Source organism: Bacillus cereus group sp. MYBKT14-1 (genome assembly GCF_051915185.1).
Lineage (GTDB): Bacteria > Bacillota > Bacilli > Bacillales > Bacillaceae_G > Bacillus_A > Bacillus_A cereus.
Window position 1 is genome coordinate 208,621 of sequence record NZ_JBQAEF010000008.1, and the last position, 25,866, is coordinate 234,486.

Sequence of the window (25,866 nt, forward strand, 5' to 3'; positions counted from 1 at the left end):
ATATGGTACAATATACGGGAAAAACTCTTTTTACCCTTTATCAACACATTTGAATAAAGGAGACTGAACTTATGGTTACTACATATCTTTTATTTATCGTTGCCTACTTACTTGGCTCGATTCCATTTGCACTAGTTGTTGGAAAAATCGGCTACGGAATCGATATTCGTGAGCACGGGAGCGGTAATCTAGGCGGAACAAACACATTCCGCACATTAGGGAAAAAAGCAGGTTTTACCGTTACAATTGCTGACATTTTAAAAGGGACATTAGCAACAAGTCTACCAATGATTTTCGGATTAGATATTCATCCACTATGGTTCGGGTTAGCGGCTGTTCTTGGACATGTCTATCCAATCTTCGCGAAATTCCGCGGTGGTAAAGCAGTTGCAACTTCTGCTGGGGTGCTATTATGCTATTCACCAGTTGTTTTTGCAATATTGGCTGTTGTATTTTTCACCCTTTTATTTACAACAAGATACGTATCACTTTCTTCTATGGTAACAGCAGTTGTTGCTGTTATTGCATCCATTGTTAGCGGGGATAAAATCTTCATTATTGCGATGTGTTTATTAGCAGGTATGGTTATTTATAAACACCGTGCAAATATCGGACGAATTATAAATAAAACTGAACCAAAAGCAAACTTTTCAAAAAAGCAAAAATAAGATCGTAACCCACATAACGCAAAAAGAAAACGTGAAGCATATTAATAGCGTCTTTTTGCGTTATTTTTTATACTAAAGAAAAAGCAACATAATTTGGAGGAACTATACATGAATCTTTCCGTAACAAAAGAAGCAGCACAATGGTATAAAAATGAATTAAACTTACAATCAAATGAAACACTACGCTTTTTCGTACAATACGGTGGTTGCAGTACTGTGCAAAAAGGACTTTCTTTAGGTATTCGTAAAGATGACCCTGCACATCCTGCTGTTCAAATTCAAGAAGAAGGTATTAACTTCTTTATTGAAGGCGATGATGAATGGTTCTTCGATGGACATAATTTATCTGTTACACTTAACGAAGGTGACGACTTCCCACAATTTAATTATGAAAAATAAAAAAACGTGGCTTCTGCCACGCTTTTTTATTTTTTCTTAATTTCCTCATATTTCGCATACCACTCAGGATATAACTTTTTAAATGATACAGGGCGGAACCCTTCTTTTTTCGCACAAATATTCGTCGTACTTGCAGTAATACAAAGTTCACCATCACCATTATATATTTCATATCCATATACAACGCGAAGTGGGCTCACAGTATCTACCCATGTTTTTACGATTGCTTTTTCTCCGTAACGCATCGCTTTACGGTATGAAATTTGTAAATCTAACACAGGAGAAATAATTCCTTCTTTCTCCATTTCAACATATGAAAAACCTAAATCTTGTATAAGTTTCGTGCGACCTAACTCAAGCCACACTAAGTAGTTTGAATGGTAAACAACACCCATTTGATCTGTTTCCGCATAACGGATTTCAACTTCATGTTCTGCTACAAACATATGTATATTCGCCGTTGCCATAAACTTATAAAAATCTATAAATTTTGTTTATTTCCCTGTTCTACGTGTCCGATTTCACAGAAGCTACTTTCGTTTGATGTAACACTCCGAGGGCGTAAATTCGGATACAACGAATCCTACATATTAGCCGTAACTTTTTTAGATGTTAACTGGCTAATTCATACCGTGACAAATTGATAGCCGCATTTAAATCCCTATCCATTTCGTGACCACAAGCGCATTTGTATACACGATCAGAAAGTTTTAGTTCTTTGTTAATGCTTCCACAACTGGAACACATTTTTGAAGAAGGATACCATGTATCAGCTTCTACAAATTCAATACCATATTTTTCACACTTGTATTGAATTTGTCTTTTGAACTCATATAAACACTGCTTCGCAATCGCTTTAGCTAGGTATCTATTCTTCATCAGACCTTTCATATGCAACGTCTCCATCACAATGCGAAATGGCTTGGTTTTCACAATTTCGCTCGTGGATTGATGAAGATGATTCTTTCTGATATTTGATAACCTTCTATGTAGTTGTCGTATCTCTTTCTCGATTTTTATAATGTTGCTTGTTTTGACAAAACGGTTTCCCTCCTTATTCATTTCATATTTACGAGAAACTTGACGTTGCAACCTACGAAGGCGTTTCTCTACCTGTCTTACCATTTTTGTTTTGTTGATATTGTTCTTCCTCTGCCCATCAGAACAATATGCTAATTCTTTGATTCCAATATCTATTCCTAACGAAACAGCCGTTAACTTCTCTTTTGTAAACTCCTGTTCAATACCGACAGACAAATACCAATACTTACCGTCAAAGCTAACGCGTGGATTAGAGTACTTAACCCCTACAGGTAACTTTTCGGATGTTTTTACCCAACCAACTTTCTCAATCAAAACTTGTTTTTCTTTTACTTTTAACTTGACATTATCATTGTAAAAAGAGAGTTTTGCTTTCCTTCTGCTTTTGAATCGTGGTTTATCAGCCAGTCCCTTGAAAAATCGCTTATATGCTTCACAAGCATCTTTAATCGCTTGTTTGGCTATATTATTTGAAACATCGTACAACCAAGCATATTCTTCAGTCTGCTTTAATACAGTTAATTCTTTCCGTAAAAAAACGTCTGATATGAACTTCCCGCCATTCTTGTAATTCTCTTCTTGCTTCGCCAGTGTCCAATTATAAGCCCATCTTGCCGTACCAACAGATTTCCAAAGTTGCAATTCTTGTTCTTTATTCGGCTTGATTCTCACTTTCTTCGCAAGCATCATTTTCCAGCAACCCCTTAACCCTCTTCTTAGCTTATTTTCCCTTGAAGATGGCAACTAGTTTGTTCTATCCTACCTGCCTTTTTTTGCAAAATCACCAATTGAATATACTTTCATATTTTTCATCCCATGAAACTACTTTACTCCGGCGACAATTTTTCATCTACAAATATTTTATCACTAATTATATATTTTTGTAGATATACACTAACTGTTTCTTCCCTTCTTTCACTTCTGCTACCTTGCATACATTTAATCATAATACAGCGGAATCAAAAATAAAATAAAAACAGTGAATCTTTTACTGAAAGGAGCCAGCATATGATTCAAATTGTAACTGTTCGTAGTGGTGATAGCGTATATAGCTTGGCATCAAAATATGGATCAACACCTGACGAAATAGTAAAAGACAATGGATTAAATCCAGCTGAAACGCTCGTGGTTGGTCAGGCACTTATCGTTAATACGAAAGGGAATAATTATTATGTACAGCCTGGTGACAGCCTATATCGAATTTCTCAAACATATAATGTCCCCCTCGCTAGTTTAGCTAAAGTGAATAATTTATCTTTAAAATCTATTCTCCATGTCGGACAACAATTATACGTACCAAAAGGTACAAAACGAGCTGTAGAATCCATCGCTTATTTACAACCTTCCACTATACCGATTAAAGAGAGTTTAGTTAATGCTACACGTGCCATCAATCCATTTTTAACATACTTAGCTTATTTTAGTTTTGAGGCAAAAAGAGATGGCACATTAAAAGAACCTACTGAAACAGCTAAAATCGCTAATATTGCAACGCAGGGTAAAACAATCCCTATGCTCGTTATTACAAATATTGAAAATGGTAATTTCAGTGCCGATCTAACATCGGTTATTTTACGCGACGCAACGATTCAAAACAAATTTATTACAAACATTTTGCAAACAGCTGAGAAATATGGCATGCGAGACATTCATTTCGATTTCGAGAGTGTAGCACCTGAAGACCGCGAAGCGTATAATCGTTTTTTACGAAATGTAAAAACACGCTTACCTAGCGGGTACACATTGAGCACAACTCTCGTACCGAAAACAAGTTCAAATCAAAAGGGAAAATTTTTCGAAGCTCACGATTATAAAGCGCAAGGGCAAATTGTTGATTTCGTCGTCATTATGACATATGACTGGGGATGGCAGGGCGGGCCACCGATGGCAATTTCTCCTATCGGTCCGGTGAAAGAAGTACTTCAATATGCAAAATCTCAAATGCCTCCCCAAAAAATTATGATGGGGCAAAATTTATACGGGTTTGATTGGAAGCTTCCATTTAAACAAGGAAATCCACTCGCAAAAGCAATTAGCTCTGTCGCAGCTGTTGCACTAGCTCGTAAATATAATGTCCCTATTCGTTATGATTTCACAGCCCAAGCTCCTCATTTTAATTATTTTGATGAAAACGGCGTGCAACACGAAGTTTGGTTTGAAGATTCACGGTCTGTTCAAAGTAAATTCAATTTAATGAAAGAACAAGGTATAGGTGGTATTAGTTACTGGAAAATCGGTTTACCATTCCCACAAAATTGGCGTTTACTCGTTGAAAATTTTACGATTACGAAAAAGGGCTGACAAAAGTCAGCCCTTTTTGTACATTTTGTTAAGATTCATCTTTGATTTCACTTTTTAATGAGTCAATACTTTCTAAACGTCTTTGATTTTTTGCTTCAATAGCAGCACGATCTTTTTCATTAGAAAGTTCCGCTGTTTCTTTTGCTTCATTAAAGTTATCAACTGTATTTTGCACCATTTCTTGTAACTTTTCAGCGTTGTCACTTCGATTATCTGGATTTGGCATGTACTTCCCTCCTAATATTGTATATACACACCATCTTAAATTACCTATCTTTCCTCAAATTTATACATAAAAAAGGAGAATGTAATATTCTCCTTTTCTTTAACCATTATCAACAATCGGTTGTTTACCTGTTTGATCTTGCATTTGCTTTCCTTTATTTCCACCAGCTTTTTTCGATTGTGTTCCAATATGATTTGGTGCAAAGTCTTTTGAATTTTTTTTCGGATTACCCATTACTATCGCCTCCTTAACACTAGTATCGTACTAGTGTTAAGAATTATTCAGCTTGCTTAAAAAGTTTCATTTCATAACGTTTTTCAATGCGCTCTTCAATGCGATCAATTGCATCACGATCGCTTAATAATTGTTGTTTATTTTCATTTACAAGTTCTTCAAACGATTTACGGCGACTTCTTCTCATGTTGTTCACCCTCTCTCCTTCGCTTTCTTATTACATAGTATGAGCAAACGAAAAACTCTTTAATCAGATTTGTAAGAAAATTTTATGTTTTAGTACTCCTAAAAAAACTCCGTGTACAATATATTGCACACGGAGTTTTTTATACCATAATATTTAAATACTCTTTCAACTTTTCATCTGCATTCATTTCATTTTCTTTATAATCATGAAGCGCCTGTAATACAAAATCATACTGCTCTAAAATATAACTTTCTAATCTCATAACATCCTCTAAGCTATTAAGCATAATTCTCGTATTACCAACTTCACTTTTTAACGCTGGTTCACATTTTAAGCTTGTACATATTTCTTTCACATCTTCTTCTAATATCTCTGTTAATACATATTTCTTTCGCCCTTTTACCTTTACTCTCATAACTGGATAAAAAGCTTTTATATCTAAATAACTTCCTACGTTCATACAACGTAGCCATTCTACATTACGTTTATTACATGCAAGTATTTCTTTCACCGCTTCATATACCGCAGTTTCATCAAGCATAACCTTATTTACTTTTCGTTTCCCTTCTTCTTCAATAGCTGCACACTTTTGATAAACAGCAGCACACGTAATGCAATCGTCAAATGCATTATGAGAGCTTAAACGAATTCCAAGCATTCGCTTTAACGTTTCAAGTTTATGATTAGGCGCATGCTTCATGTATTTCTTCGCTAAAAATACAGTATCAATTACTTTATTTTTAGGTTCAGGCAACCCAAGCATATTTACATTACTTTTCAAAAAGCGCATATCAAAAGAAGCATTATGGGCCACAATAACATTTGTATGTAAAAATGCTAAAAATAAAGGTAATACCTCTTCAATCGTCGGTGCATCTGAAACACGATAATTGGTAATACCGGTTAAACTCGTTATTCGGTCCGGAATTGGCCGCTCTGGATTCACGTATGAAACAAATTGATCTACGAGTTCATGATTACGATATTTCACCGCTGCAACTTGAATAATTTTATCATTATAAGGGTTAAATCCTGTTGTTTCAAAATCAATTACAACATAATCTAACGGTAAGGATACATTCCCCACTCCATACACTCCTTTATCTCTAAACGATTATATTTCTTACATCATATCATGAAGTTATTACTACTTGAAAAAGAAAAGGCAGAAATGGGAACTCTCCACCTCTACCTTTTCACCATTATTTTAATTTAGCAACCCTTTTCTCCATCTCTTTTTGCGTCATCGGCCCAATAAACTTATCTTGAATGATACCTTTTGTATCTATAAAATACGAAGTTGGAATCGTAATTACTTTATACGCTGTTGTCACATCAATGTTCTTGTCCAATAAAATAGGAAAAGTAATTCCTTTTTCTTTAGCAAAATTGCTTACCTTTTCTGCCCCCCCACCTTTTTCTGAAGGCGTATAGTTGATTGCTAAAATTTCTACGTTTTCTTTATGTTCTTTATAGAAAGCCTCCATATCCGGCATTTCTTGTTGGCAAGGTCCACACCACGTTGCCCAAAAGTTTAAAATCACTTTCTTTCCTTTTAAATCTGATAGCTTTACATTCGTTCCATCTAACTTCGTTAATTCGAAGTCTGGCGCACTCTTCCCTATTTCAATACCATTCCTTGCGATAATCTCTTTCATCGCAGCTTCACTTTTTTCTTGCTTCACTTTTACCGCCTGCTCTTTATTACCAAACTGTTCATAAGCTGCATATCCCGCTAAACAAAGTAACACTACAATAATCGTAAGCTTCCGCCACATTTTATATCACCCTAACGTATTATCTTCTTTTAACACATTCATCAAAATACTATATACCTTATTTTAGCTTATACGGACAAGCTTGGAAATATTCAGAGTCGAAATAATTAGAATATTCTCATTTGAAGTGTAATCTTTTCCTTTTTATCATATGATTAGAAAAACAGATGAAGTGTTGTTTATCTTCTTATGGGCCCATTCACCTTTTTACTTTCGTAGTTATATAAACTTCAACAAAAGGGGGATTTTTTATGAATTCATTCGAAAAAATAACATTATATATTCTTAGTTTTCTTTTATACCCAATCGGTATTATTACATGGATCATTTCACTCTTTAGTAACGATCTTGAAAAAAAGAAAGTAGGGCGTATTTGTCTTTACATCTCTCTAGTCTCATTCGTCCTTTTCTTAATCCTTGGAATTGCAACTTTCCTTATGACTGCTACTTTTAACGTAGATCTAAATCATTCAGAATCTATCCAATATCAAATAAATGATGTTGAATAAAGATAAGGTCACTGCTCTTATCTTTATTCACATCTCTTTCAAAATGAATGACTATTTATTAATTTTTCAGGACTTCCACATGCAACAATACTTCCTTCTCTCATTATGACAACACGATCCGCTAGTATCACTTTCTCTACATCATGTGTTGCCACAATTCTCGTTACATCTCTTCCTAGTCCTTCAATCATATTCCAAACAGTTTCTTGATTACTCGGATCTAACCCCGCAGTCGGTTCATCTAAAATAATAAGATTCGGATTTGAACCAATTGCTCGTAATAATGCAAGACGTTTTTTTTCGCCTCCTGAAAACTCTTCACCGCTTTTATGTAGCACAGGCAACCCTCTAATAATCGGCGTTGCATTTATAAGTTCACTATTTTTTTCTAACTGATTTTCTAAACCCTCTTCCCCGAAATACATATTCTCTGTTACCGTCGTTCGGAAAAAACGTGGTTCTTGCCACACTGTAGTCATACGAGCTTCATTACCATAATAAGCAATGCTACCGTTAGATGGTGTATACAAGCCTGTTATTAACTTTAAAAGCGTTGTTTTTCCTGCACCACTTTCTCCCACAATGATAACGAATTCACCAGGATTAATTTGCAAATCAATATTATTAATTCTACATTTCTCTTCTTCACTCTCCTGAAATGAAACATTTGTTATTATCATCCCCATCGCTCTTTCTACATTACTATCTGCCACTCTTTTATCTAAAAAGGAAAAAACTCTATTTGCCGAAGCGACTGCAACTTGTGTCATTATTAATAAATCGCCTACATAACGGACAGGGAAAAAGAGCATCTCAATTGTCGCTAACACTGCAATGAGTGAACCAACTTCTATTTCTCCCCTCATTATTTTTTGTGCACCTATAATGAGAACAAGGATATATGCTCCTGTTTCAATCACCGTTCCAACTACTCCAATACAATGTTGCATCATCGTCTTCTTTACTTCTGTTTTATACGATTGTGCCGTTACTCTTTTAAATAAGCGAATTGCCCATTTTTCTTTTTGTAAACTCCGCAAATCTTGTATTCCCTTTACAAACTGTGACACCATCTCTACAACACTTGAGTGATTTTTTTGAGCAACGCTTGCGATATTTCTTACCTTTTCCCCAAACAACATCGGAACCGTTGCACTTAAAAATAAAAACGGAGTTATCCACAATATGAACTGTATATCTATATGTTGTAGTGCTATGAACGCACCTATAAATTGCGCAATGGCATGTATATATTCTATTAATATAGAGCCATATAACCTGACCCAGTTCGGAATATCAGACACGACCAAAGTTTCTAACTCTCCTTGCTTAATCTTCTCACTCTCTTCAAACGGTAATGAGAAATAGTGACGCAATAATTCTATACGTTTCGTTTGTAATATACGTTGACTCGCTTTTGAACTTATATAATCAAATAAAAGATTGTTCGCCCACATTAAAAAGCGACTACCCGCAAACAAAGCTATATATAAATACGCACCTTTTAGCTCTCTTTGAATAAGATTGTCTACAATTAATCCCATGAAAATTGGGCGTGATAAATTTAAAATGGCAGCAATTATCCCACTACATACAGCTGCTATTACTAATATTTTCTCTTGTCGTAACGGCAACAATATTCTTTTATACTCTGTCATGACGTTTCCTCCATTTTTATAGTAAAAAGAAAGGGATGAAACCAAATGGTTTCATCCCTTTCCATAAAATAAGGAAGCTAACAGTTGTTAGCTTCCTTCTCGTTCATTTCAATTATTTAGTTTGACACTTTTGACTCTTCAATTTTCTCACGAAGAACCATTTGCAGAATACCACCGTGACGGTAGTAATCAATTTCAACTTCACTATCGAAACGAGCTACTACTTCAAATTGTTTTTCGTTGCCATCTAAATCAGTTGCAACTACTTTTACAAGATCACGTGGTCTAACTGATTTGTCGATTTGAATTTCAAATGACTCGTTACCAACAAGACCTAACGTTTCAGCACTTTCGCCATCTTTAAATTGAAGTGGTAATACACCCATTAACACTAAGTTACTGCGGTGAATACGTTCGAAGCTTTCTGCGATTACTGCTTTAATACCTAATAAGTTAGTACCTTTCGCAGCCCAGTCACGAGAACTTCCCATACCATAATCTTTACCAGCAACAACTAGAAGACCTGTGCCATCTTCTTTATATTTCATAGCAGCATCATAGATTGATGTTACTTCACCAGTCGGCCAGTATGTTGTATATCCGCCTTCTGTTCCTGGTGCAATTTGGTTTTTAATACGGATGTTCGCGAATGTACCACGCATCATAACTTCATGGTTACCACGACGAGAACCGTAAGAGTTAAAGTCAACTGGTTGTACCCCGTTTTCTAATAAGTAGCGTCCAGCTGGTGTGTGCTTACCGATTGAACCTGCTGGTGAAATGTGGTCTGTCGTTACAGAGTCACCAAATTTACCAACTACGCGTAAGCCTGATAACGTTTCAACTTCACCTGGTTCTTTAGATAAACCTTCAAAGAATGGTGGGTTTTGAATGTATGTTGAATCATTATCCCAAGTATATAAAGCTTCGTTTGAAGTTTGGATTTCATTCCAACGCTCATTGCTATTAAATACTTGTGCATATTCTTTCTTGAACAGCTCAGATGTAACAACGCTTTGAACTACATCTTCAATTTCTTTAGCTGATGGCCAAATATCGTTGAAGTAAACAGCATTACCATTTGCATCTTTACCGATTTCATCATTTTTCAGGTCAATATCAACAGTACCTGCAAGTGCATATGCCACAACAAGTGGTGGTGATGCTAAGTAGTTCGCTTTTACAAGTGGATGAATACGACCTTCAAAGTTACGGTTACCAGATAAAACAGATGTTACTAATAAGTCGTTTGCTGCGATTGCTTCTTCTAATTCTGGCGCTAATGGACCAGAGTTACCGATACAAGTCGTACAGCCGTAACCAACTGTTTGGAAACCTAATTGGTCTAAATATGTTGTTAAACCTGATTTATCTAAGTACTCAGTAACAACTTTAGATCCTGGTGCTAATGATGTTTTTACGTACTCAGGTACTACAAGTCCTTTTTCAATTGCTTTCTTCGCAACTAGACCTGCTCCAATTAATACGTATGGGTTTGATGTATTTGTACAGCTTGTAATTGCTGCGATTGCAATTGCACCTGTTTTCATCGTTACTTCTTTATCTTCTAATGTAACCTTCACTTCTTTATCGAACTCTTGCTCATTAAATCCAAGTCCTTGTGTTCCAACTGGTGCTACAACAGCTTTGTGGAACGCATCTTTCATATCTGAAAGTGGAATTAAATCTTGTGGGCGTTTCGGTCCAGAAAGGTTAGATTCAATTGTATTTAAATCAATTTCAACAAGATCAGTGTAAATTGGATCTTTGCTGTCTGCTGTATAGAATAAGCCGTTCGCTTTACAGTATTCTTCAACAACGCGAATTTGTTCTTCATCTCTACCTGTTAAACGTAAGTATTCTAATGAAATATCATCGATTGGGAAGAATCCACAAGTTGCGCCATATTCTGGTGCCATGTTTGAAATTGTTGCACGGTCAGCTAAAGGCATGCTCTTTAGTCCATTACCGAAGAACTCAACGAATTTACCAACTACACCTTTTTGACGTAATACTTGTGTTACTTTTAATGCAACGTCAGTTGCTGTAGTACCACTTGGAAGTGTACCAGTTAATTTTACACCGATTACTTCAGGTACTGGGAAGTATGAAGGCTGTCCAAGCATTCCTGCTTCTGCTTCAATACCACCAACGCCCCAACCAAGAACGCCGATACCGTTAATCATTGTTGTATGTGAGTCTGTTCCAACTAATGAATCTGGGTATGCAACTAAGTCACCTTCAGCATTTTTCACCGCGTGAACAACTGGTGCTAAATATTCAAGGTTTACTTGGTGTACAATACCTGTAGCTGGTGGAACTGCGCGGTAGTTATCAAATGATTTTTGTGCCCAGCTTAAAAATTTATAACGTTCTTCATTACGTTTAAACTCTAAGTCCATGTTGAATGCAAGCGCGTCTGCCGTACCCGCTCTATCAACCTGTACAGAGTGATCGATTACAAGGTCTACAGTAATTTCCGGATTAATTTTATCAGGATCCCCACCCATGTCTGCCATTGCTTTACGAAGCGAAGCCAAATCAACAACAGCTGGAACACCAGTGAAATCTTGTAAAATTACACGAGATGGTTTAAATGGAACATCGATATCTTGCACATCTTTCGTTCCCCATTTCGCTAAATTTGTAACATGCTCTTCTGTGATTACACGTCCGTCTACTTGACGAAGTACTGATTCAAGTAAAACTTTCACGGAATATGGTAATTGAGATACGTTGCCAACCCCTGCGTTTTCAAGCGCTTTCAAATCATAATAATGATACGTTTTTCCATCTACTTCAAAAGTTGCGCGTGATTGAAATGGATTATGTTTGACCATTATGTTTCCCCCCTGTTAAACGTGACTAAGTTGTCTGAATATAAAATGTAGACAAACTTTTCAATACCTTACGATAATATCTTATTACAACTTTCTAAATAAGTAAATAATAAGAAACTTATAGATTATCATAAGTTTTCTTTATGTTTCTAAATTTGAATAGTGTTCATGTTCCTTATGAATACTATTACCATAAAGTAAAGTGCTCTATTAGCGCTTTCTTTACAGTTCATACATACTATGAACTGCTCATCATGCAACTTACAAAAAAAGTTATAGAGGTGAAATAAAATGGGTAAAAGAAAAGCAAATCATACTATTTCAGGAATGAATGCGGCATCTGCACAAGGACAAGGTGCTGGTTATAACGAAGAGTTTGCAAATGAAAACTTAACTGCTGCAGAACGACAAAATAATAAGAAACGCAAAAAGAACCAGTAACGAAAAATCCCAAAAGGAGCGTTCACCTTTTGGGATTTTTTCTAATGTTTATAACGTAACAATTCCGAAACCGTTACAAATCGATAGCCCTGCTTTTTCAGTTCAGGTAAAATTTTTGCTAGCGCTGCTACTGTTTGACTACGATCATTTCCCCCATCATGTAACAATACAATATCACCACTTTTTGCATTTTTCACTACATGATTTACAATGGATTCAACCCCTGGATTTGCCCAATCACGTGGATCTTGATGCCACGACCATAGAACAGTTTGATAACCAGCTTCTTTCGCTGTTTTAAATACAGCATCGTTAATATATCCACCCGGTGGACGGAATAGCAAAGGTTCTTTCACCCATTTTTCGAAAAATTCCTTTCCATCTAAAATATCATTTTCTAATTTTTCATCTGATGAATTACTCGCATACAAATGATTCATCGTATGATTTCCAATTTCATGTCCCTCTTTTAACACTTGTTTCACTAAATATGGATTACGCTGAACCCGAAATCCAATCATAAAAAATGTCGCTTCTGCTTTATATTGACGTAATAAATTTAAAATTTGTGGTGTATAAGTTGGATCCGGTCCATCATCAAATGTAATAGCAATAATCTTTTCATTATTAGGTACTTCCCATGTTACATAGCCAGTTGGTTCTAGCTCTTTTCTGAGCAACATTTTCGCTTCCACTTTTTCAACTTGAAATATATGTAATGCGCATAATAAAGAAAAAACGAGTAGAAAAATTTTCTGTTTTAGCATAATGTTCGTTAAAGTAATGAGGTTGTCGAATACACAACAACCTCATTTACTTTTCTAATTGATCTACATGCTGCATAATATTTTGAAGGTTATTTTCGTATTGCTCAAGTTGTGGGCGTTGTGTTTCTGAAGCTACTTCTAGTGCATTTTGAATTTGTTCATACGCTTCCTGAACCTCTTGGCGTAATTCTTTTAAATCATGACCGTAGTTTGGATCATTTTTTACAATGTTGTTAAATGCATTTTCTGCTTGTGTAACACCTTGCTGAGCTGCTTGAAACGCTTGTTGTTTATCTTTATGATATGGCATTATATAATCCCCTTTCTGTAATAGTTAGTCCCAATTATCTTTACCTTTTTTTCTAAAAACATTCTCGTATAAATTTGCAAACTTCTCTCATTCTAAAGAGGAAGAGGAGGTGTCACATACAATGGGAAAAAACAATCGTGAAGCGAAAGAAAAAAAAGGACAACCTGAACCATTAAGCGGATCTCATAAAGTAAAAAACCGTAACCATTCACGCCAAAAAAATCATGCGCATCATGACATGTAAAACAAAAAGTGCACACTAGCTATCTTTTCCACATACAATGTTTATATTTTTCCATTTATTCTTCACCCCTAATTCATTCATGCATAACATAGTATGAATTGAGATTTTACGGAGGGTGTCTTACATGGGCAAGAAAAAGAAGGATTGTCTTTTTCATGTTGATGGTTTCGAAGAATGGATGGATCAGTTTTGTTCTGATTCTTGTAGCAACTTTAGTTTCCCAAATCAAATTCATATTGACCTTTGTGAAACAGAACAAGAATACATTTTGGAAACAGATGTACCAAATGTAACTGAACAAAATGTAGCCATTAAAAAGATGGAGACAGGCCTAAACATTTGCATACTTCATAAAAATATTTCTTTACAGCGGATCATTCCTTTACCCGATAATATTATTTATAAGAAGATGCTAGCCTGCTTAGAAAATGGATATTTAGCCATTCATATTTCCAAAAATGAAGTTGCTGATAAGCATGAAAAGAAAGTTCTTTTTTCAAATTAAGAGTTAATATAATACACACTAAGCCCCAGTTGGTTACTGGGGCTTATGTTATTTCGCATGTATTTCTATATTAGAATTTCTATCATATCTTTTTTTCGATAAACCTTTTGTAACTAAAAGCACAGGAAATGCCACAGTTGAAAATATAGCTAATGCTGAAAATACTGCAAACCCATTTTGGTACCCGTAGTAATCGAGAAGTACTCCTCCAAACCACGGACCTATTACTGCTCCAATTCCCGAAAAACCCATCGCACCGAAGTATGTTCCTTTTAGATGCGCAACAGCAATATCATCAATAAATACATCCGTCATCGAAAACATTAAGACTTCTCCAATTGTAAAAATAATTGTACAAACGGCAGCACCTAGCATAGATTCTACTATTCCAAATCCAAACAATCCCCCGCTCACAAATAAAGTCCCAACCATAATTGATGTTAACGGTGTATACTTTTTGCACATTTGAATAACAGGGTATTGGATAATCACTACAACAATTGCATTTAAAGCGAGCATATATGAGAATAGCTTCACTCCATCCTCAAATATATGTGCATTTGCAAAATATTGTGATACTGTCGTCGTTAAGTGAGAAAAACCACAATTACTCAAAATAATACCAACTAACGCAACTAAAAATACGACATCCTTTCGTAATATACGCAGCGCATTTAGCATTGTAACAGGCTTTTCTTTATTGATTGTCTTTTGTTCCACTGGATATTTCTTGAATTGGAACGCTAGTATAACTGTATATAGAATATATACTCCAGCTGCTACTAAAAAAGGAATTGTTGATTTTGCGCTTCCAATCTGTAATCCGACAAGTGGCCCAATCGCTACTCCAACATTGATTGCACCGTAACGCAAATTATATACGAGTAAACGATACTCTGGTTTCGTTAAATCTGATAATAATGCTCTTGACGTCGGTTCAAAAAAGGACCTACATAATCCATTTAAAGCATTTAATAAAAAGAAACTTAAAACATGATCTGCAAGTGAAAATCCTATGAATACAAACACCCAAACGATCATGGAGCATATTAGAATCATATTTCGACCGAATCGATCAGATAAATTCCCTCCGATAAAACTAGCAAACACTCCAACAAGTGCACTCGTTCCAATAATAGCACCCGTCATTCCAGCTGATACGCCTTTAACAGTCGTTAAATAAATTGCTAAAAAAGGAATACTCATTGACGTGGCGAACCTCGCAAATAAAGTCCCTATTATAATTGTCATTCCTAACGGATGAATATTTTGTAACTTCCCCTTCATCTTAAAAACCTACTCTCCCTGTTATCACATAAAAAAAGAAAGCAAAGGATCTGCTTTCTTTTCCCTTTTTATACTTGAGCTGTTGATACTCGAGCTGTTCTCGTTATATCCATATCTATGCCATATGTAAACTGTAATTCTTTACAAACATCTTTAATTAAAATTGCGACATTATACTTTTCATTAAATTGTAAAACGATATTTTCTACTTCTTCATATGTATACTTATATTCCCCTGTAATAACACTTTTTAGATCAAAGCATTCATTTATACAAAGTTGCACAAGTAACTGGTCATATTTCTCGATTACATCTTCTTTCTTCCACATTACCTCTTTTACATATAACCGATCAAACTTCACACTTTCTCGATTACAATCCGTTAAAATCCGGGTCATTTCATTTAATTCTCGATATAATTCAGAAATATTTCTGCTTAAACTAAGCAGTTTATCTACGCCGTTTTCATATAACATATTCATTCCACCCCCGCATTTTCTTTTTCTTATTATAGCAAGAAAATTCTAAAAATAGTTTCTTTCTTCTGAAATATTAGGAAACTAATTTCAATTGCTTTACAATGAAACTAGTTAATGCGAGAGGAGAAAGAAAATTGGAGCACAAATTATATTACACTGACGCTTATAAGCAAGACTTTACTACTAAAATTATAAAGCAAGATTATGATAAAGACGGTAACTTATACGTTGTTTTGAGTGAAACAGCATTTTATCCGACAGGTGGCGGACAACCATATGATACTGGTACATTAAATGATATCAATGTAATCAATGTAGAAGAGATAAACGGAGAAATTCGTCATTACATTGCGGAACAATTACATACAGAAGACATAGAAGGTAAAATCAATTGGGAGCGCCGTTTTGATCATATGCAGCAACATGCGGCTCAGCACATTTTATCTGCTGCCTTTTGGGACCATTTTAACATGCCTACAATTGGATTCCATCTTGGTAAAGAAACAGTAACAATTGATTTAGAAACAGAAAATCTTCATGCAGAAACGGTTGAAAAAGCAATAAAAATTGCAAACAAAATTGTTTTTGAAAACCATCCAATCCGCATCCAGTGGATGAACTTAGAAGAAGCGAAAACGTTGCCCCTTCGTAAAGAACCGACTATGACAGAAAATATACGCGTTGTTATGATCGAAAACTTTGACTACAACGGCTGTGGTGGAACGCATCCGAAACGAACTGGTGAAGTTGGTCCTATTCAAGTACTAGGATGGGAGCGCAATAAAGGTGGTATACGCTTAACGTTTATCGCTGGTTGGCGTACACTTAAATTAATGGGACAACAGCAACAAATTATGAAAAATGTCTCCAAACAATTAAACAGTAGCGAAACTGATATTCCAGTAAAAGTGGCGCAACTGCTTACTTCTCAAAAAGAAAACGAAAAAGCAATACAAACAATGAATGAAAAATTATTATTTGCAGAGGCAAATGAACTACTTCTACAACCTATAAAAATTCATGCCGGCATACTTATTTCTAAAGTATTTACAAATCGTTCTATGCAAGAAATCGCAAAGCTTTCCGCTATTATTACAGAACAACAAGAGCATGCAATTACGTATTTCGTCATCGAAAATGATGACAAACTACAATGTATTCTCGCTTGCGGAAAATCAGTATCGCTCGATATGAATGCTCTTTTAAAAGATGCTCTTCCTACAATCGAAGGAAAAGGTGGCGGAAATAAGAAGAGTGCTCGCGGTGGCGGGAAAGCAATTATGAGCGGAGATGAATTTTTAAATCAGCTTGTTTCTTCTTTACAGTCAGCAGTTTAAAACATGTTATGAAGGATAGCGAACGGCTATCCTTCCCCTATATTTACAGACCTATATTTTGTTTCAAACCTTGATAACTCCCTGCATTGACAAAACCTTCACTTATAAGATTGATAAAAGTTTCCGAAAAACCATAATGACTTAAATCTTTAATCGGCACCATTTGCACATCATGAATTGGATTATGATCAAACTCGTTAGAAGGTAGCATAATTTCACCTTCAATCCTTTTAAGCAAAAACGTTATATGTAATAAAGACGGGCGAGCATCTGGTTTATCACAAACATAGAGTAGCTTCTGAATGTTAACTTCTAACCCTGTCTCTTCTCTCATTTCTCGAATCATTGCTTCCTCTAACGTTTCGCCATTCTCTGCTCTTCCTCCAGGTAAAGACCAATTTCGATTAGCCACTTTTTGCTTTACTAGCAATACCTTTTCATCTTCAATTAAAATTCCTGTAACACGAACTTGCATTACATTTTCCATATGCAATCTCCTCTTCCCATTATATTTACAAATTAACCCTTCCATAAAAAGAACATATGTTTTATAATTGAAGAAAATTATGGAAGAAAGTAGTTGTTACATTCATGCGTCCACCTTTAACAAAGTCTATATCAATTGAAGATTTCCAAAACTATTATTGGCTAAAAGCAGAACTCCAAACATTTTGTCGTGAGAATGGGTTGCCAGCTAGTGGCTCTAAGATCGAAATAACCGATTGTATCTCACATTATTTAACTACTGGTAAAATATTAAAAAACAGCTCTGTTCAAAAGGTGAGTAAAGCTTCCCTATCCTATAAAGACCTTTCTCTTCAAACGATTATTACTAACAATCACCGCTGTAGCGAAGATGTTCGTGCTTTTTTCAAAGAAAAAATCGGAACAAACTTCAGCTTTACAGTAGCTCTTCAAAAATTTTTCAAAGAGAATGTTGGAAAAACATATGAAGACGCGATAGCTTTTTGGCATGAAGAAAACGAACGAAAAAAAGACCCTACATACAAAACAACTATCGGTGCACAATTTGAATACAATCGCTTTACTCGTGACTTTTTCGAAGATCCAAATAATAAAGGGAAAGCAAAAGCTGATGCGATTGCTGCTTGGAACGAAATGAAAGCGAAGCCTGGTAGTAATGTTTATGTTCCTCAAAAAGTAGAAAACTAGTTACCTCGCTAGTCTTCTATTTTCTCAAATAATAGCGCCATCCCTATCCCGCCTCCAATTCCTAATGTAGCAATTCCATATTTCATAGACTCTCTTTGAGCCTGATAAAACAAACGTGTTACAAGCATAGCACCAGATGCACCGTACGGATGACCGAGCGCAATTGCTCCACCATTTACATTTACTTTTTCGTACGGAATTTGTAACTCTTTTGCGCAAGCAACAACTTTTGAGGCGAATGCTTCATTTATTTCAAAATAATCGATGTCCTCTACTTTTACATTCATTTCGTTTAATAATTTGTTCACCGCAAATATCGGACCAGTCCCTGGAAGCTTGGGATTCACTCCCACTACAGCACTACGAACGAAACGAAGGACAGGTTTATAACCTAACTTTCGAGCTTGTCCCTCTTCCATTACAAGAACAGCACATGCCCCATCATTTACACCACATGAATTACCTGCCGTCACTGTTCCATTTTGTAAAAATGCGGGCTTTGTTCTTTTAATGATTCGTCCATAATTCATTTCTGGCTTTATAGATTCATCTAATAATCCATTAAAAGAAAATATTTCATCATGTATATATCCTTTTTCTAACGCTTGCAGTGTCCGCTTATAACTAAGACAAGCATACTCGTCTTGCATTTCTCTCGTTATATTATAACGCTCCGCAACATATTCAGCCGCTACTCCCATGTCAGGATCACCAATTGTTTCAGGTGAAAATCGTGCTCTTTTTTGAAAAGGTGACGTACTTGTACTCTCTACTCCCCCGGCGATATAACACTTACCTGCCCCGCCTTGAATGAGATGACACGCAGTTCGAATTGCTTCTAAACCAGCACCACATTGCCGATCAATCGTTACACCAGGAATATGATAGCCAAGTCCCGCCTCTAAAGCAGATAGTCTCGCAACATTCCCTCCTGGCCCAACAACATTACCTAATATGACATCATCTATTTCCCTCTCAATCCCTTTACTTAAAAACGTAAGAAGCGGCGTTGTTAATTGCTGAACTTCATACTCTTTTAACATCCCATTCTTCTTACCAATAGGTGTTCTTTTCGCCTCTACAATGACTGCTCTATTCATATATTTTCTCCCGGTTTTCAATCATACTTTTTGCTTCCATACGAGCGATTTTCCCACTATTTGTATAAGGTATTCCATCTACAAAATGCCATTCTTTCGGTATTTTAAAAGAGGATAATCTCTGTAAGCAAAAACTCTTTAATTGTTGTTTCGTAGCACTTCCTTTTACGATCGCGACGGGCTTTTCACCCCAGTAACTATCTTTCACACCAATTACAACTATTTCATCAACAGCTGGGTGTTCATGTAATACACTTTCTATTTCTTCTGGATAAATATTGATTCCTCCAAATAAAATCATATTCTTCTCTCTACCAACAATATATATAAAGCCTTCTTCATCTTCATAGCCTACATCTCGCACTGTCATCCAACCTTCTGCATTCAACTCCCGTGTTAAAACCCCATCTATTATGTATCCCATAAAAAACTGATCACTTTTCACATAAACAGTTCCTATTTCACCTTTTTGTACTTCTTCGCCTGCTTCATTACATATTCGAACTTGCACATTATGACAAGGTTTTCCTACTGAATTTGGCCTTCTTTCGCTTTCTGCATCGACTAGTGCTGTTACAAAACTTAACTCTGATGCACCATAAAATTCATATCTTTTCGCATAAGGAAATATATTCTTTATTTTTTCTTTCGCTTCAGCTTCCCATTTCGCTCCTGATGAAATAATTTTCATTTTATTTTCTATTAATCTATTTTCTTTATATAAAGATTCAAGCATTGTCGGAACTGTATACATAACCGATATATTTTCAGTTTCTAACTTATCTAATACTTGATTCGGAATGAACTTTCTCATAATGTGCACTGTTTGTCCTACATATAATGCACTTATTGCCCCGTATAAGAAAAGAGAATGAACGAGCGTCCCAGCTATTAAAATTGAATCCTCCCTTTTCATATGAAAGTCATGTACATTACAATCAAAACTATGAACCCACGATTGCTGTGCACGTAAAAATGCTTTTGCTGTTCCTGTTGATCCTGATGTAAATCCCATATAAAAAGGAGCATGTTGTACACTTTCTACAGTGGAATATGTAGGAAGATATTTCTCTATCATTCTTTTCCACTCATCAATTTCAATTACTCTTCCTTCTTCATCCAATAGATCATTCACCTTATATCGTTCTGTCACAATCATATCCGGATTACTAATTTCAATTCTTTCTCTGAGCTCATCTTGTTTCCACTTTATATCTAACGGAACACAAACCCACCCGGCCATAGCGGCACCAGAAAATAGTTGTAAAAACTCTATACGATTTTCTAATAGGATTGCTATCGTTTTATTCTTCGATTTTTTTTCATTTAACCAGCTTGCTACTTTACAAACTGATTCAAACCACTCTTTATATGTTAAAACTCTATCATTTTCCTTTATCGCTATTTTATTTGGTTGTAAAGAGGCATGCTTTTTATATTCTTTTGTAATCCCCATATGAGACGTCCTTTCTTTACAATAATAATAAAAAGAAACACGCAATTAACGTGTTTCTTCCCTTTATCATCCCGCATTTGTATATTTTCCATTCTTTAAAGCGGGCGTAATAATATGTTTCAATGAACGATGTAATTTTGTTACGAGAACTGCCGCAATAATTGCTTTTATACAATCCCCTGGTAAAAACACAGCACTCACTTTCATTGTCTCCCATACAGAAACATCCATTAAGAACGCTTGTACAGTAATACCAAATACATAAACTACGAAAATACCACCAATTATATTAATACATAATACTTTTATAATAGAAACTTCACGTAAACGCTCAATTAAATAACCAATAACAAACGCCCCAATGATGTAACCAAGTAAATATCCTGCACTTGGTCCAACAAATACACCAAGGCCACCGCGTCCACCAGCAAGCAATGGTGCTCCAACTCCTACAATAAGTAAGAAAATAAGCTGACTTAACGCACCTAGACGTGATCCTAACAACCCACCCGCAAGCATAACACCGAGTGATTGCAATGTAATTGGAACTGGTGTAATAGAAAGAGCAATCGGAGGTATTAACCCTAACACTCCCATAATAGAACTAAATAAAGCGACAAAAACTAAGTTTTTTGTATTCATATTTGCTTCTCCTATTTGTAAACTTAAAATTTATTTTAGGTAACATATTACAAAAATTATATTATCTTTCCACTCCTCTTTTGTCAACCATTAATGTATTAGAGTTTACAAATAGAAGTTCACTTATTTCTCTCTATGCAAATGCTCCAGTTCTTTCCGAAGCGCCTGTTTTAAAAACTTCCCAACAGATGTTTTCGGTATTTCTTCCATAAAGACAATATCGTCTGGCAACCACCACTTCGCAAACTGTGGTTTTAAAAACTCATATATTTCTTCTTTTGTAACCGTACTATTTTTCTTTTGAACAACGCAGGCAATTGGTCGCTCTTGCCACTGAGGGTGAGGAACTGCAACGACAGCCGCTTCAAATATAGCATCATGTGCCATTAAAGCATTTTCAAGATCGACCGAAGAAATCCATTCTCCCCCGCTTTTAATAACATCCTTCGTACGGTCAACAATTTTCACGCAACCTTCCTCATCCACTGTGACAACATCACCAGTATATAACCATCCATCGCGAAAACCTTCGACAGTACGATCATCGTTATAATAGCTTTCAGCGATCCAAGGTGCTCGTAAACATAGTTCTCCCATCTCCGTACCGTCCCACTTCACTTCACCATTTGTACCGACTACTTTCATCTCTACACCAGGGACAAGATACCCTTGTTTGGAGCGAATTTCTAGTTGCTCTTCATACGATAATTCCGTTTCATAACTTTTTAAACGTGCAAGTGTTACGAGTGGACTCGTTTCAGTCATACCATATGCATGTATGAACGGAACATTATGTTTCTGTTCAAATGCTTTAATAACACTTTTCGGCGCCGCTGCACCTCCGCATAGTATTCTCGTCATACTAGATAAATCGTAACTATTATTTTCTAACTCTTGTAATACACCGAGCCAAATTGTCGGCACACCGGCAGCTAACGTCACTTTTTCAGATTGGATCATTTCTAATAAAATTTTCGGCGTAAACATCGGTCCTGGAAGAACTTGTTTTGATCCAAACCAAGTAGCAGCGAAAGGAAGTCCCCAAGCATTCACATGGAACATCGGTACAATTGCCATCGCCGCGTCACTTTCCGATAAAGCAGCTGTATCCGCTAAACCGAGTGCCATGCAATGCAGTACAGTACTACGATGCGTATATACAACACCTTTCGGATTTCCTGTAGTCGCTGACGTATAACACATACCAGCTGGTGTATTTTCATCAATATCTTTTACAAATTGGAAATTGGGATCGCCTTCTTCTAATAGCTTTTCATAATGATATACAGGCTTCAGCGTAGTGTTTGGGAGTTCATCTTTATCAGTCATAATAATGTAAGCTTGTACAGTTGATAATTGTGATTGAATATTTTCAACAAGCGGTACGAGATCTTCATCTATAAGTAGAATTCGGTCTTCTGCGTGCTGAATAATGTATGAAATATGTTGAGGAGATAAACGAATATTAATTGTGTGTAAAACGGAAGCAATACCAGGAATAGCAAAATACGCCTCCACATGTCGATGATGATTCCACGCTAACGTTCCTACACGTTCGCCTTCCTTAATCCCAAGCTTTTTTAACGCACTAGAAAGTCTTCTCGTCCTTTCTCCTAGCTGCTTATACGTTAATGTCGTAATGGTATCATGTGTGCGAGAAACAATTTCTTTCTTTGAAAATAACTTTTCTGCTCTTTCCATCATAGAACTAATTGTTAGCGGTACATTCATCATCATATTGGTTATATCCCCCTTTAAAGCGTTTTCATTTTTTCGTTTATTATAACAGACTTCCGCAAATGATTACGACATTTTTTCTGTATTTTCTGAATTATTTCTTTGGAAATAATTCAGAACGATAAACTATCTACCTTTTTTCTTACTTTCTTTTTCAGTTTAAAAATAAAACGATTACTGTATTCCTTATTTTCTACTAAAATTCGATATATCTTCCATACTCCTAACACACGAACAAAAAGATAAACTCCGATTTATTGTTATCAAAATAAAAAAACTCCTTGATTCATTTAAAGGAGTTTTTCAATGTAAGATATTTCATTGATTCATATATCCTTCTCTAGATATACAATATCTTTTTGTATCGCGATTCTTACCTTTAATAAACATATCCTTCTGAATTGTATATTTGTACTCCATATTCAAACGTTTCATTAATTTTTCAGATGCTTCATTTTCTGAATCACATCCCGCTTCAATACTATTAAGATGCAACTCATGAAAACCATAGTAGAAAAAAGCTAATGCAGCCTCCGTGGCTAATCCTCTTCCCCAATATTTTCGAGATAAGGCGTATGCAATTTCTGCTGTATGTGTGACCAAATCATATTTTATAAATCCACACGTGCCTATAAGTTTTTTCTCCTCTTTTAATACAATTCCAAGAGGTGCTACTTGCCCTTCATTATATTGCCCCACAATTTCTTCTACATAGTTATATGTGTCACATAACGATCGATGAGCATCCCATACAGTAAAAGTTGTCATCTCTTTATCTGTAGCATACTCATATATATGTAAACTATCACTCATATTCATTTTCCTTAACATAAGTCGTTTCGTATACAACGTTGGATATGACCATTTCTCAATGATCATAACGGCTTCTGCTTAAACTTTTCATAATGTCGTACTTTTAATAGAAGGATATTCCCGCAATCTGTACAAATATAAGCATCCACCGGTGAAGATGTGAACATCGTTTCCTTTTTCCGTATTTGTGCATATCCGACAAACTCACCTTCTCCTATGTTTTGAGAACCACAATTAGAGCATGTCTGCACGGTTTTTTGTTTCATGAGAGCACCACCTTTAATCTGTTTCTACTCCCTTCGACAGCTCACTTCCATTTCCCTTCCAAAAAACCTCTTATTCTCTCACATTTCAACAGGAATCTCAAAACAAAAATCGTATATGTACTATGAAATATATTTATTAACGGAGGAATTTTATGACTACTGTTATGACACTCGATATAGCAACAGAAATTGAAAATGCAGAAATTGATATGCTCTCTTCTAGATTAGAGAGACTACAAACAATAAGCGGAAACCCAATGCAAGTGCAAATAAAAAAATTCGGTAGCGCCACTGCCTTTTCATCAAAAATAATTGCTGGTCCAGCTTTTAATACGGTAAAAGGTATTACAAATGCAGATGCGATTGATGCAATCATTTCTTATTATGAATCACTACAAATCCCTTGTCGTTTTGAAATTACCCCAGCACAAGGTACAACTGAATTATTTCAATACTTATCTCAAAAAGGGTTTTATCAATCTAGCTTCCATACTGCTTTGTATAGTATACCGAGAGAGGGTTCATCACTTCTTCCTTCTAATATTACAATACGAAAACTAAAAGAAAATGAGTTTGATATTTTTGCAGACATTTATGTACGTGGATTTAATATGCCATCCTTTACAAAAGATAGCGTGCGCCAAAATAATGAAATTCTTTACAATGAACCAGGGTGGCATTTTTTCATAGCTGAAGTTCAAAATATCCCTGCTGGTATTGGTGTCCTGTATATAAATAAGGGTGTCGCATCATTAGCTGCTTCTGCTACTTTGCCAGAATTTCAGCGTAAAGGCTGTCATACTGCATTAATTCAAAAACGAATTAAGAAAGCTATTGAATCCAATTGTACTTTAATAGTTGGACAAGCAAGGTTCGGTAGCGGCAGTCAAAATAACATGGAACGTGCTCACATGAAAATCGCTTATACAAAATCAATATGGACCGCAAAAGACATATTATAATTTACTTTATTTCTCCTTCCGTTACATTTTTAAACATTTTATGACAATTCCTTTTCTATCCTATTAATCATTTGAATATTCAAACTAGATTTGTTACGCTATTACTAGATACATCATTCAACTTGCAATATGAAAAGAGAATTCTAATCAAACTACAAGGAGGAGAAATGTATGACTAAACATGATCATGGTTTAAAAGAAAAAGTAGAAGGTGCCATTGATAAGGTAAAAGGTGAAGTAAAAGAAGTTGTTGGGAAAGTAACTGACAATAAGAAATTACAAGCTGAAGGAAAATGGGATAAGGTGAAAGGCACTGCTAAAGATACAGTTGGTAATGTGAAAGAAAAAGTACATGAATATAAGGAACATAAGAAAGAAAAATAAAAAAGAGCCCATTGGTATTATCCCCTATAGGTAGACAGTAAAAAAAGAGTCCATCTGATATGATGGACTCAATACTGTTTTATCTGGAGGGGATTTTTTTATGGCAAGAAAAGGACAATCAT

Annotated in this window: 31 protein-coding genes and 1 pseudogene; 11 read left to right on the forward strand and 21 right to left on the reverse strand. The window is 35.6% G+C overall.

The genetic code is table 11. The annotated features are described in order from the left end of the window. Positions 1-71: 71 nt before the first annotated feature. Positions 72-668 carry a glycerol-3-phosphate 1-O-acyltransferase PlsY gene (gene plsY / locus ACTFO4_RS20315; protein WP_000258974.1) on the forward strand — a complete coding sequence of 199 codons (597 nt, stop codon included), beginning with the start codon at positions 72-74 and terminating at the stop codon, positions 666-668. 108 nt (positions 669-776) lie between these two features. Further along, positions 777-1,067, forward strand: coding sequence for a HesB/YadR/YfhF family protein (locus ACTFO4_RS20320; RefSeq protein WP_001054453.1), 291 nt, complete (start codon positions 777-779; stop codon positions 1,065-1,067). 26 nt (positions 1,068-1,093) lie between these two features. On the opposite strand, the gene ACTFO4_RS20325 is transcribed toward ACTFO4_RS20320, so the two are convergent. Together ACTFO4_RS20325 and ACTFO4_RS20330 are read right to left on the reverse strand one after the other, a co-directional pair. Further along, the gene (locus ACTFO4_RS20325) at positions 1,094-1,513 is read right to left on the reverse strand and encodes an acyl-CoA thioesterase (protein WP_000495812.1); all 420 of its coding nucleotides are present in this window, start codon (positions 1,511-1,513) and stop codon (positions 1,094-1,096) included. Between the two features lie 166 nt (positions 1,514-1,679). Further along, complete coding sequence (locus ACTFO4_RS20330; protein ID WP_017673169.1) at positions 1,680-2,798, reverse strand: RNA-guided endonuclease InsQ/TnpB family protein; 1,119 nt, start codon at positions 2,796-2,798, stop codon at positions 1,680-1,682. A gap of 318 nt (positions 2,799-3,116) precedes the next feature. On the opposite strand from ACTFO4_RS20330, the gene ACTFO4_RS20335 reads away from it, so the two are divergent. Further along, positions 3,117-4,409: a glycosyl hydrolase family 18 protein gene (locus tag ACTFO4_RS20335; RefSeq protein WP_061457586.1), complete on the forward strand. Its 1,293-nt coding sequence runs from the start codon at positions 3,117-3,119 to the stop codon at positions 4,407-4,409. Between the two features lie 28 nt (positions 4,410-4,437). Here the strand turns inward: ACTFO4_RS20335 and tlp are convergent, their stop codons facing one another. The 5 genes from tlp to ACTFO4_RS20360 all read right to left on the reverse strand — a co-directional run bounded on the left by tlp (position 4,438) and on the right by ACTFO4_RS20360 (position 6,834). Further along, the gene (gene tlp, locus ACTFO4_RS20340) at positions 4,438-4,635 is read right to left on the reverse strand and encodes a small acid-soluble spore protein Tlp (RefSeq protein WP_001133511.1); all 198 of its coding nucleotides are present in this window, start codon (positions 4,633-4,635) and stop codon (positions 4,438-4,440) included. A 99-nt stretch (positions 4,636-4,734) separates the two neighbouring features. Then, the gene (gene sspN / locus ACTFO4_RS20345; protein ID WP_000527987.1) at positions 4,735-4,869 is read right to left on the reverse strand and encodes an acid-soluble spore protein SspN; all 135 of its coding nucleotides are present in this window, start codon (positions 4,867-4,869) and stop codon (positions 4,735-4,737) included. A 43-nt stretch (positions 4,870-4,912) separates the two neighbouring features. Then, positions 4,913-5,056 (reverse strand): FbpB family small basic protein, encoded by a 144-nt coding sequence (locus tag ACTFO4_RS20350; protein ID WP_001254699.1) that lies wholly within the window; start codon positions 5,054-5,056, stop codon positions 4,913-4,915. A gap of 139 nt (positions 5,057-5,195) precedes the next feature. Further along, positions 5,196-6,143, reverse strand: a complete 948-nt coding sequence (locus ACTFO4_RS20355; protein WP_061457590.1) for a 3'-5' exonuclease — start codon at positions 6,141-6,143, stop codon at positions 5,196-5,198. A gap of 115 nt (positions 6,144-6,258) precedes the next feature. Next, positions 6,259-6,834, reverse strand: a complete 576-nt coding sequence (locus ACTFO4_RS20360) for a redoxin domain-containing protein (protein WP_017673170.1) — start codon at positions 6,832-6,834, stop codon at positions 6,259-6,261. Positions 6,835-7,085: 251 nt separating this feature from the next. Here ACTFO4_RS20360 and ACTFO4_RS20365 point away from each other — a divergent pair, with 251 nt between their 5' ends. Next, complete coding sequence (locus ACTFO4_RS20365) at positions 7,086-7,343, forward strand: hypothetical protein (protein WP_001083876.1); 258 nt, start codon at positions 7,086-7,088, stop codon at positions 7,341-7,343. A 38-nt stretch (positions 7,344-7,381) separates the two neighbouring features. On the opposite strand, the gene ACTFO4_RS20370 is transcribed toward ACTFO4_RS20365, so the two are convergent. Continuing rightward, entirely contained in the window at positions 7,382-9,001 is a 1,620-nt protein-coding gene (locus ACTFO4_RS20370) for an ABC transporter ATP-binding protein (RefSeq protein WP_061457592.1), read from the reverse strand. A 116-nt stretch (positions 9,002-9,117) separates the two neighbouring features. Next, positions 9,118-11,841, reverse strand: a complete 2,724-nt coding sequence (acnA, locus tag ACTFO4_RS20375) for an aconitate hydratase AcnA (RefSeq protein ID WP_000238564.1) — start codon at positions 11,839-11,841, stop codon at positions 9,118-9,120. A gap of 291 nt (positions 11,842-12,132) precedes the next feature. Here acnA and sspO point away from each other — a divergent pair, with 291 nt between their 5' ends. Continuing rightward, a complete protein-coding gene (sspO, locus tag ACTFO4_RS20380; protein WP_000518051.1) occupies positions 12,133-12,282 on the forward strand; it encodes an acid-soluble spore protein SspO in 150 nt (49 codons plus the stop codon). A gap of 41 nt (positions 12,283-12,323) precedes the next feature. Here sspO and pdaB read toward each other — a convergent pair whose 3' ends face one another. Continuing rightward, positions 12,324-13,049: a polysaccharide deacetylase family sporulation protein PdaB gene (gene pdaB, locus ACTFO4_RS20385; RefSeq protein ID WP_004406622.1), complete on the reverse strand. Its 726-nt coding sequence runs from the start codon at positions 13,047-13,049 to the stop codon at positions 12,324-12,326. A gap of 46 nt (positions 13,050-13,095) precedes the next feature. Next, positions 13,096-13,359: a hypothetical protein gene (locus tag ACTFO4_RS20390; protein ID WP_001146294.1), complete on the reverse strand. Its 264-nt coding sequence runs from the start codon at positions 13,357-13,359 to the stop codon at positions 13,096-13,098. A 121-nt stretch (positions 13,360-13,480) separates the two neighbouring features. Here ACTFO4_RS20390 and ACTFO4_RS20395 point away from each other — a divergent pair, with 121 nt between their 5' ends. After that, positions 13,481-13,603, forward strand: a complete 123-nt coding sequence (locus ACTFO4_RS20395; protein ID WP_000517650.1) for a small acid-soluble spore protein P — start codon at positions 13,481-13,483, stop codon at positions 13,601-13,603. A 124-nt stretch (positions 13,604-13,727) separates the two neighbouring features. After that, positions 13,728-14,108, forward strand: a complete 381-nt coding sequence (locus ACTFO4_RS20400) for an Hsp20 family protein (protein ID WP_000516740.1) — start codon at positions 13,728-13,730, stop codon at positions 14,106-14,108. A gap of 48 nt (positions 14,109-14,156) precedes the next feature. On the opposite strand, the gene ACTFO4_RS20405 is transcribed toward ACTFO4_RS20400, so the two are convergent. Both ACTFO4_RS20405 and ACTFO4_RS20410 read right to left on the reverse strand, forming a co-directional pair. Beyond that, a complete protein-coding gene (locus tag ACTFO4_RS20405; protein WP_000676833.1) occupies positions 14,157-15,395 on the reverse strand; it encodes an MDR family MFS transporter in 1,239 nt (412 codons plus the stop codon). A 68-nt stretch (positions 15,396-15,463) separates the two neighbouring features. After that, the gene (locus tag ACTFO4_RS20410; RefSeq protein WP_000965152.1) at positions 15,464-15,871 is read right to left on the reverse strand and encodes a hypothetical protein; all 408 of its coding nucleotides are present in this window, start codon (positions 15,869-15,871) and stop codon (positions 15,464-15,466) included. A gap of 137 nt (positions 15,872-16,008) precedes the next feature. On the opposite strand from ACTFO4_RS20410, the gene ACTFO4_RS20415 reads away from it, so the two are divergent. Continuing rightward, positions 16,009-17,211, forward strand: a complete 1,203-nt coding sequence (locus tag ACTFO4_RS20415; protein WP_017673171.1) for a serine-tRNA(Ala) deacylase AlaX — start codon at positions 16,009-16,011, stop codon at positions 17,209-17,211. Between the two features lie 43 nt (positions 17,212-17,254). On the opposite strand, the gene ACTFO4_RS20420 is transcribed toward ACTFO4_RS20415, so the two are convergent. Continuing rightward, a complete protein-coding gene (locus ACTFO4_RS20420; RefSeq protein WP_000432568.1) occupies positions 17,255-17,698 on the reverse strand; it encodes an NUDIX hydrolase in 444 nt (147 codons plus the stop codon). Positions 17,699-17,802: 104 nt separating this feature from the next. Between ACTFO4_RS20420 and ACTFO4_RS20425 the strand changes: the two genes are divergently transcribed. Continuing rightward, the gene (locus ACTFO4_RS20425; RefSeq protein ID WP_001247728.1) at positions 17,803-18,384 is read left to right on the forward strand and encodes a DUF6434 domain-containing protein; all 582 of its coding nucleotides are present in this window, start codon (positions 17,803-17,805) and stop codon (positions 18,382-18,384) included. Positions 18,385-18,392: 8 nt separating this feature from the next. On the opposite strand, the gene ACTFO4_RS20430 is transcribed toward ACTFO4_RS20425, so the two are convergent. From ACTFO4_RS20430 to ACTFO4_RS20460, 7 genes and pseudogenes are all read right to left on the reverse strand, one after another. Then, on the reverse strand, positions 18,393-19,484 hold the full coding sequence (locus ACTFO4_RS20430; protein WP_017673173.1) for an acetyl-CoA C-acyltransferase: 1,092 nt from the start codon (positions 19,482-19,484) through the stop codon (positions 18,393-18,395). Then, complete coding sequence (locus ACTFO4_RS20435; RefSeq protein ID WP_061457596.1) at positions 19,477-20,940, reverse strand: acyl-CoA synthetase; 1,464 nt, start codon at positions 20,938-20,940, stop codon at positions 19,477-19,479. Before ACTFO4_RS20435 ends, ACTFO4_RS20430 begins: the two co-directional genes overlap by 8 nt. 66 nt (positions 20,941-21,006) lie before the next feature. Beyond that, positions 21,007-21,582 carry a biotin transporter BioY gene (locus ACTFO4_RS20440; protein ID WP_001093334.1) on the reverse strand — a complete coding sequence of 192 codons (576 nt, stop codon included), beginning with the start codon at positions 21,580-21,582 and terminating at the stop codon, positions 21,007-21,009. Between the two features lie 123 nt (positions 21,583-21,705). Then, the gene (locus ACTFO4_RS20445; RefSeq protein ID WP_000980172.1) at positions 21,706-23,319 is read right to left on the reverse strand and encodes a long-chain fatty acid--CoA ligase; all 1,614 of its coding nucleotides are present in this window, start codon (positions 23,317-23,319) and stop codon (positions 21,706-21,708) included. Between the two features lie 113 nt (positions 23,320-23,432). Then, positions 23,433-23,573: pseudogene (locus ACTFO4_RS20450) on the reverse strand (helix-turn-helix domain-containing protein); the annotation flags it as partial. 64 nt (positions 23,574-23,637) lie between these two features. Further along, on the reverse strand, positions 23,638-24,198 hold the full coding sequence (locus tag ACTFO4_RS20455; protein WP_000582845.1) for a GNAT family N-acetyltransferase: 561 nt from the start codon (positions 24,196-24,198) through the stop codon (positions 23,638-23,640). Further along, complete coding sequence (locus ACTFO4_RS20460; RefSeq protein ID WP_000810948.1) at positions 24,195-24,398, reverse strand: hypothetical protein; 204 nt, start codon at positions 24,396-24,398, stop codon at positions 24,195-24,197. Before ACTFO4_RS20460 ends, ACTFO4_RS20455 begins: the two co-directional genes overlap by 4 nt. Before the next feature lie 152 nt (positions 24,399-24,550). On the opposite strand from ACTFO4_RS20460, the gene ACTFO4_RS20465 reads away from it, so the two are divergent. Together ACTFO4_RS20465 and ACTFO4_RS20470 are read left to right on the forward strand one after the other, a co-directional pair. Then, complete coding sequence (locus ACTFO4_RS20465) at positions 24,551-25,360, forward strand: GNAT family N-acetyltransferase (RefSeq protein WP_061457598.1); 810 nt, start codon at positions 24,551-24,553, stop codon at positions 25,358-25,360. 171 nt (positions 25,361-25,531) lie between these two features. Next, positions 25,532-25,744, forward strand: coding sequence for a CsbD family protein (locus ACTFO4_RS20470; protein ID WP_000160410.1), 213 nt, complete (start codon positions 25,532-25,534; stop codon positions 25,742-25,744). The last annotated feature ends 122 nt before the right edge of the window (positions 25,745-25,866 follow it).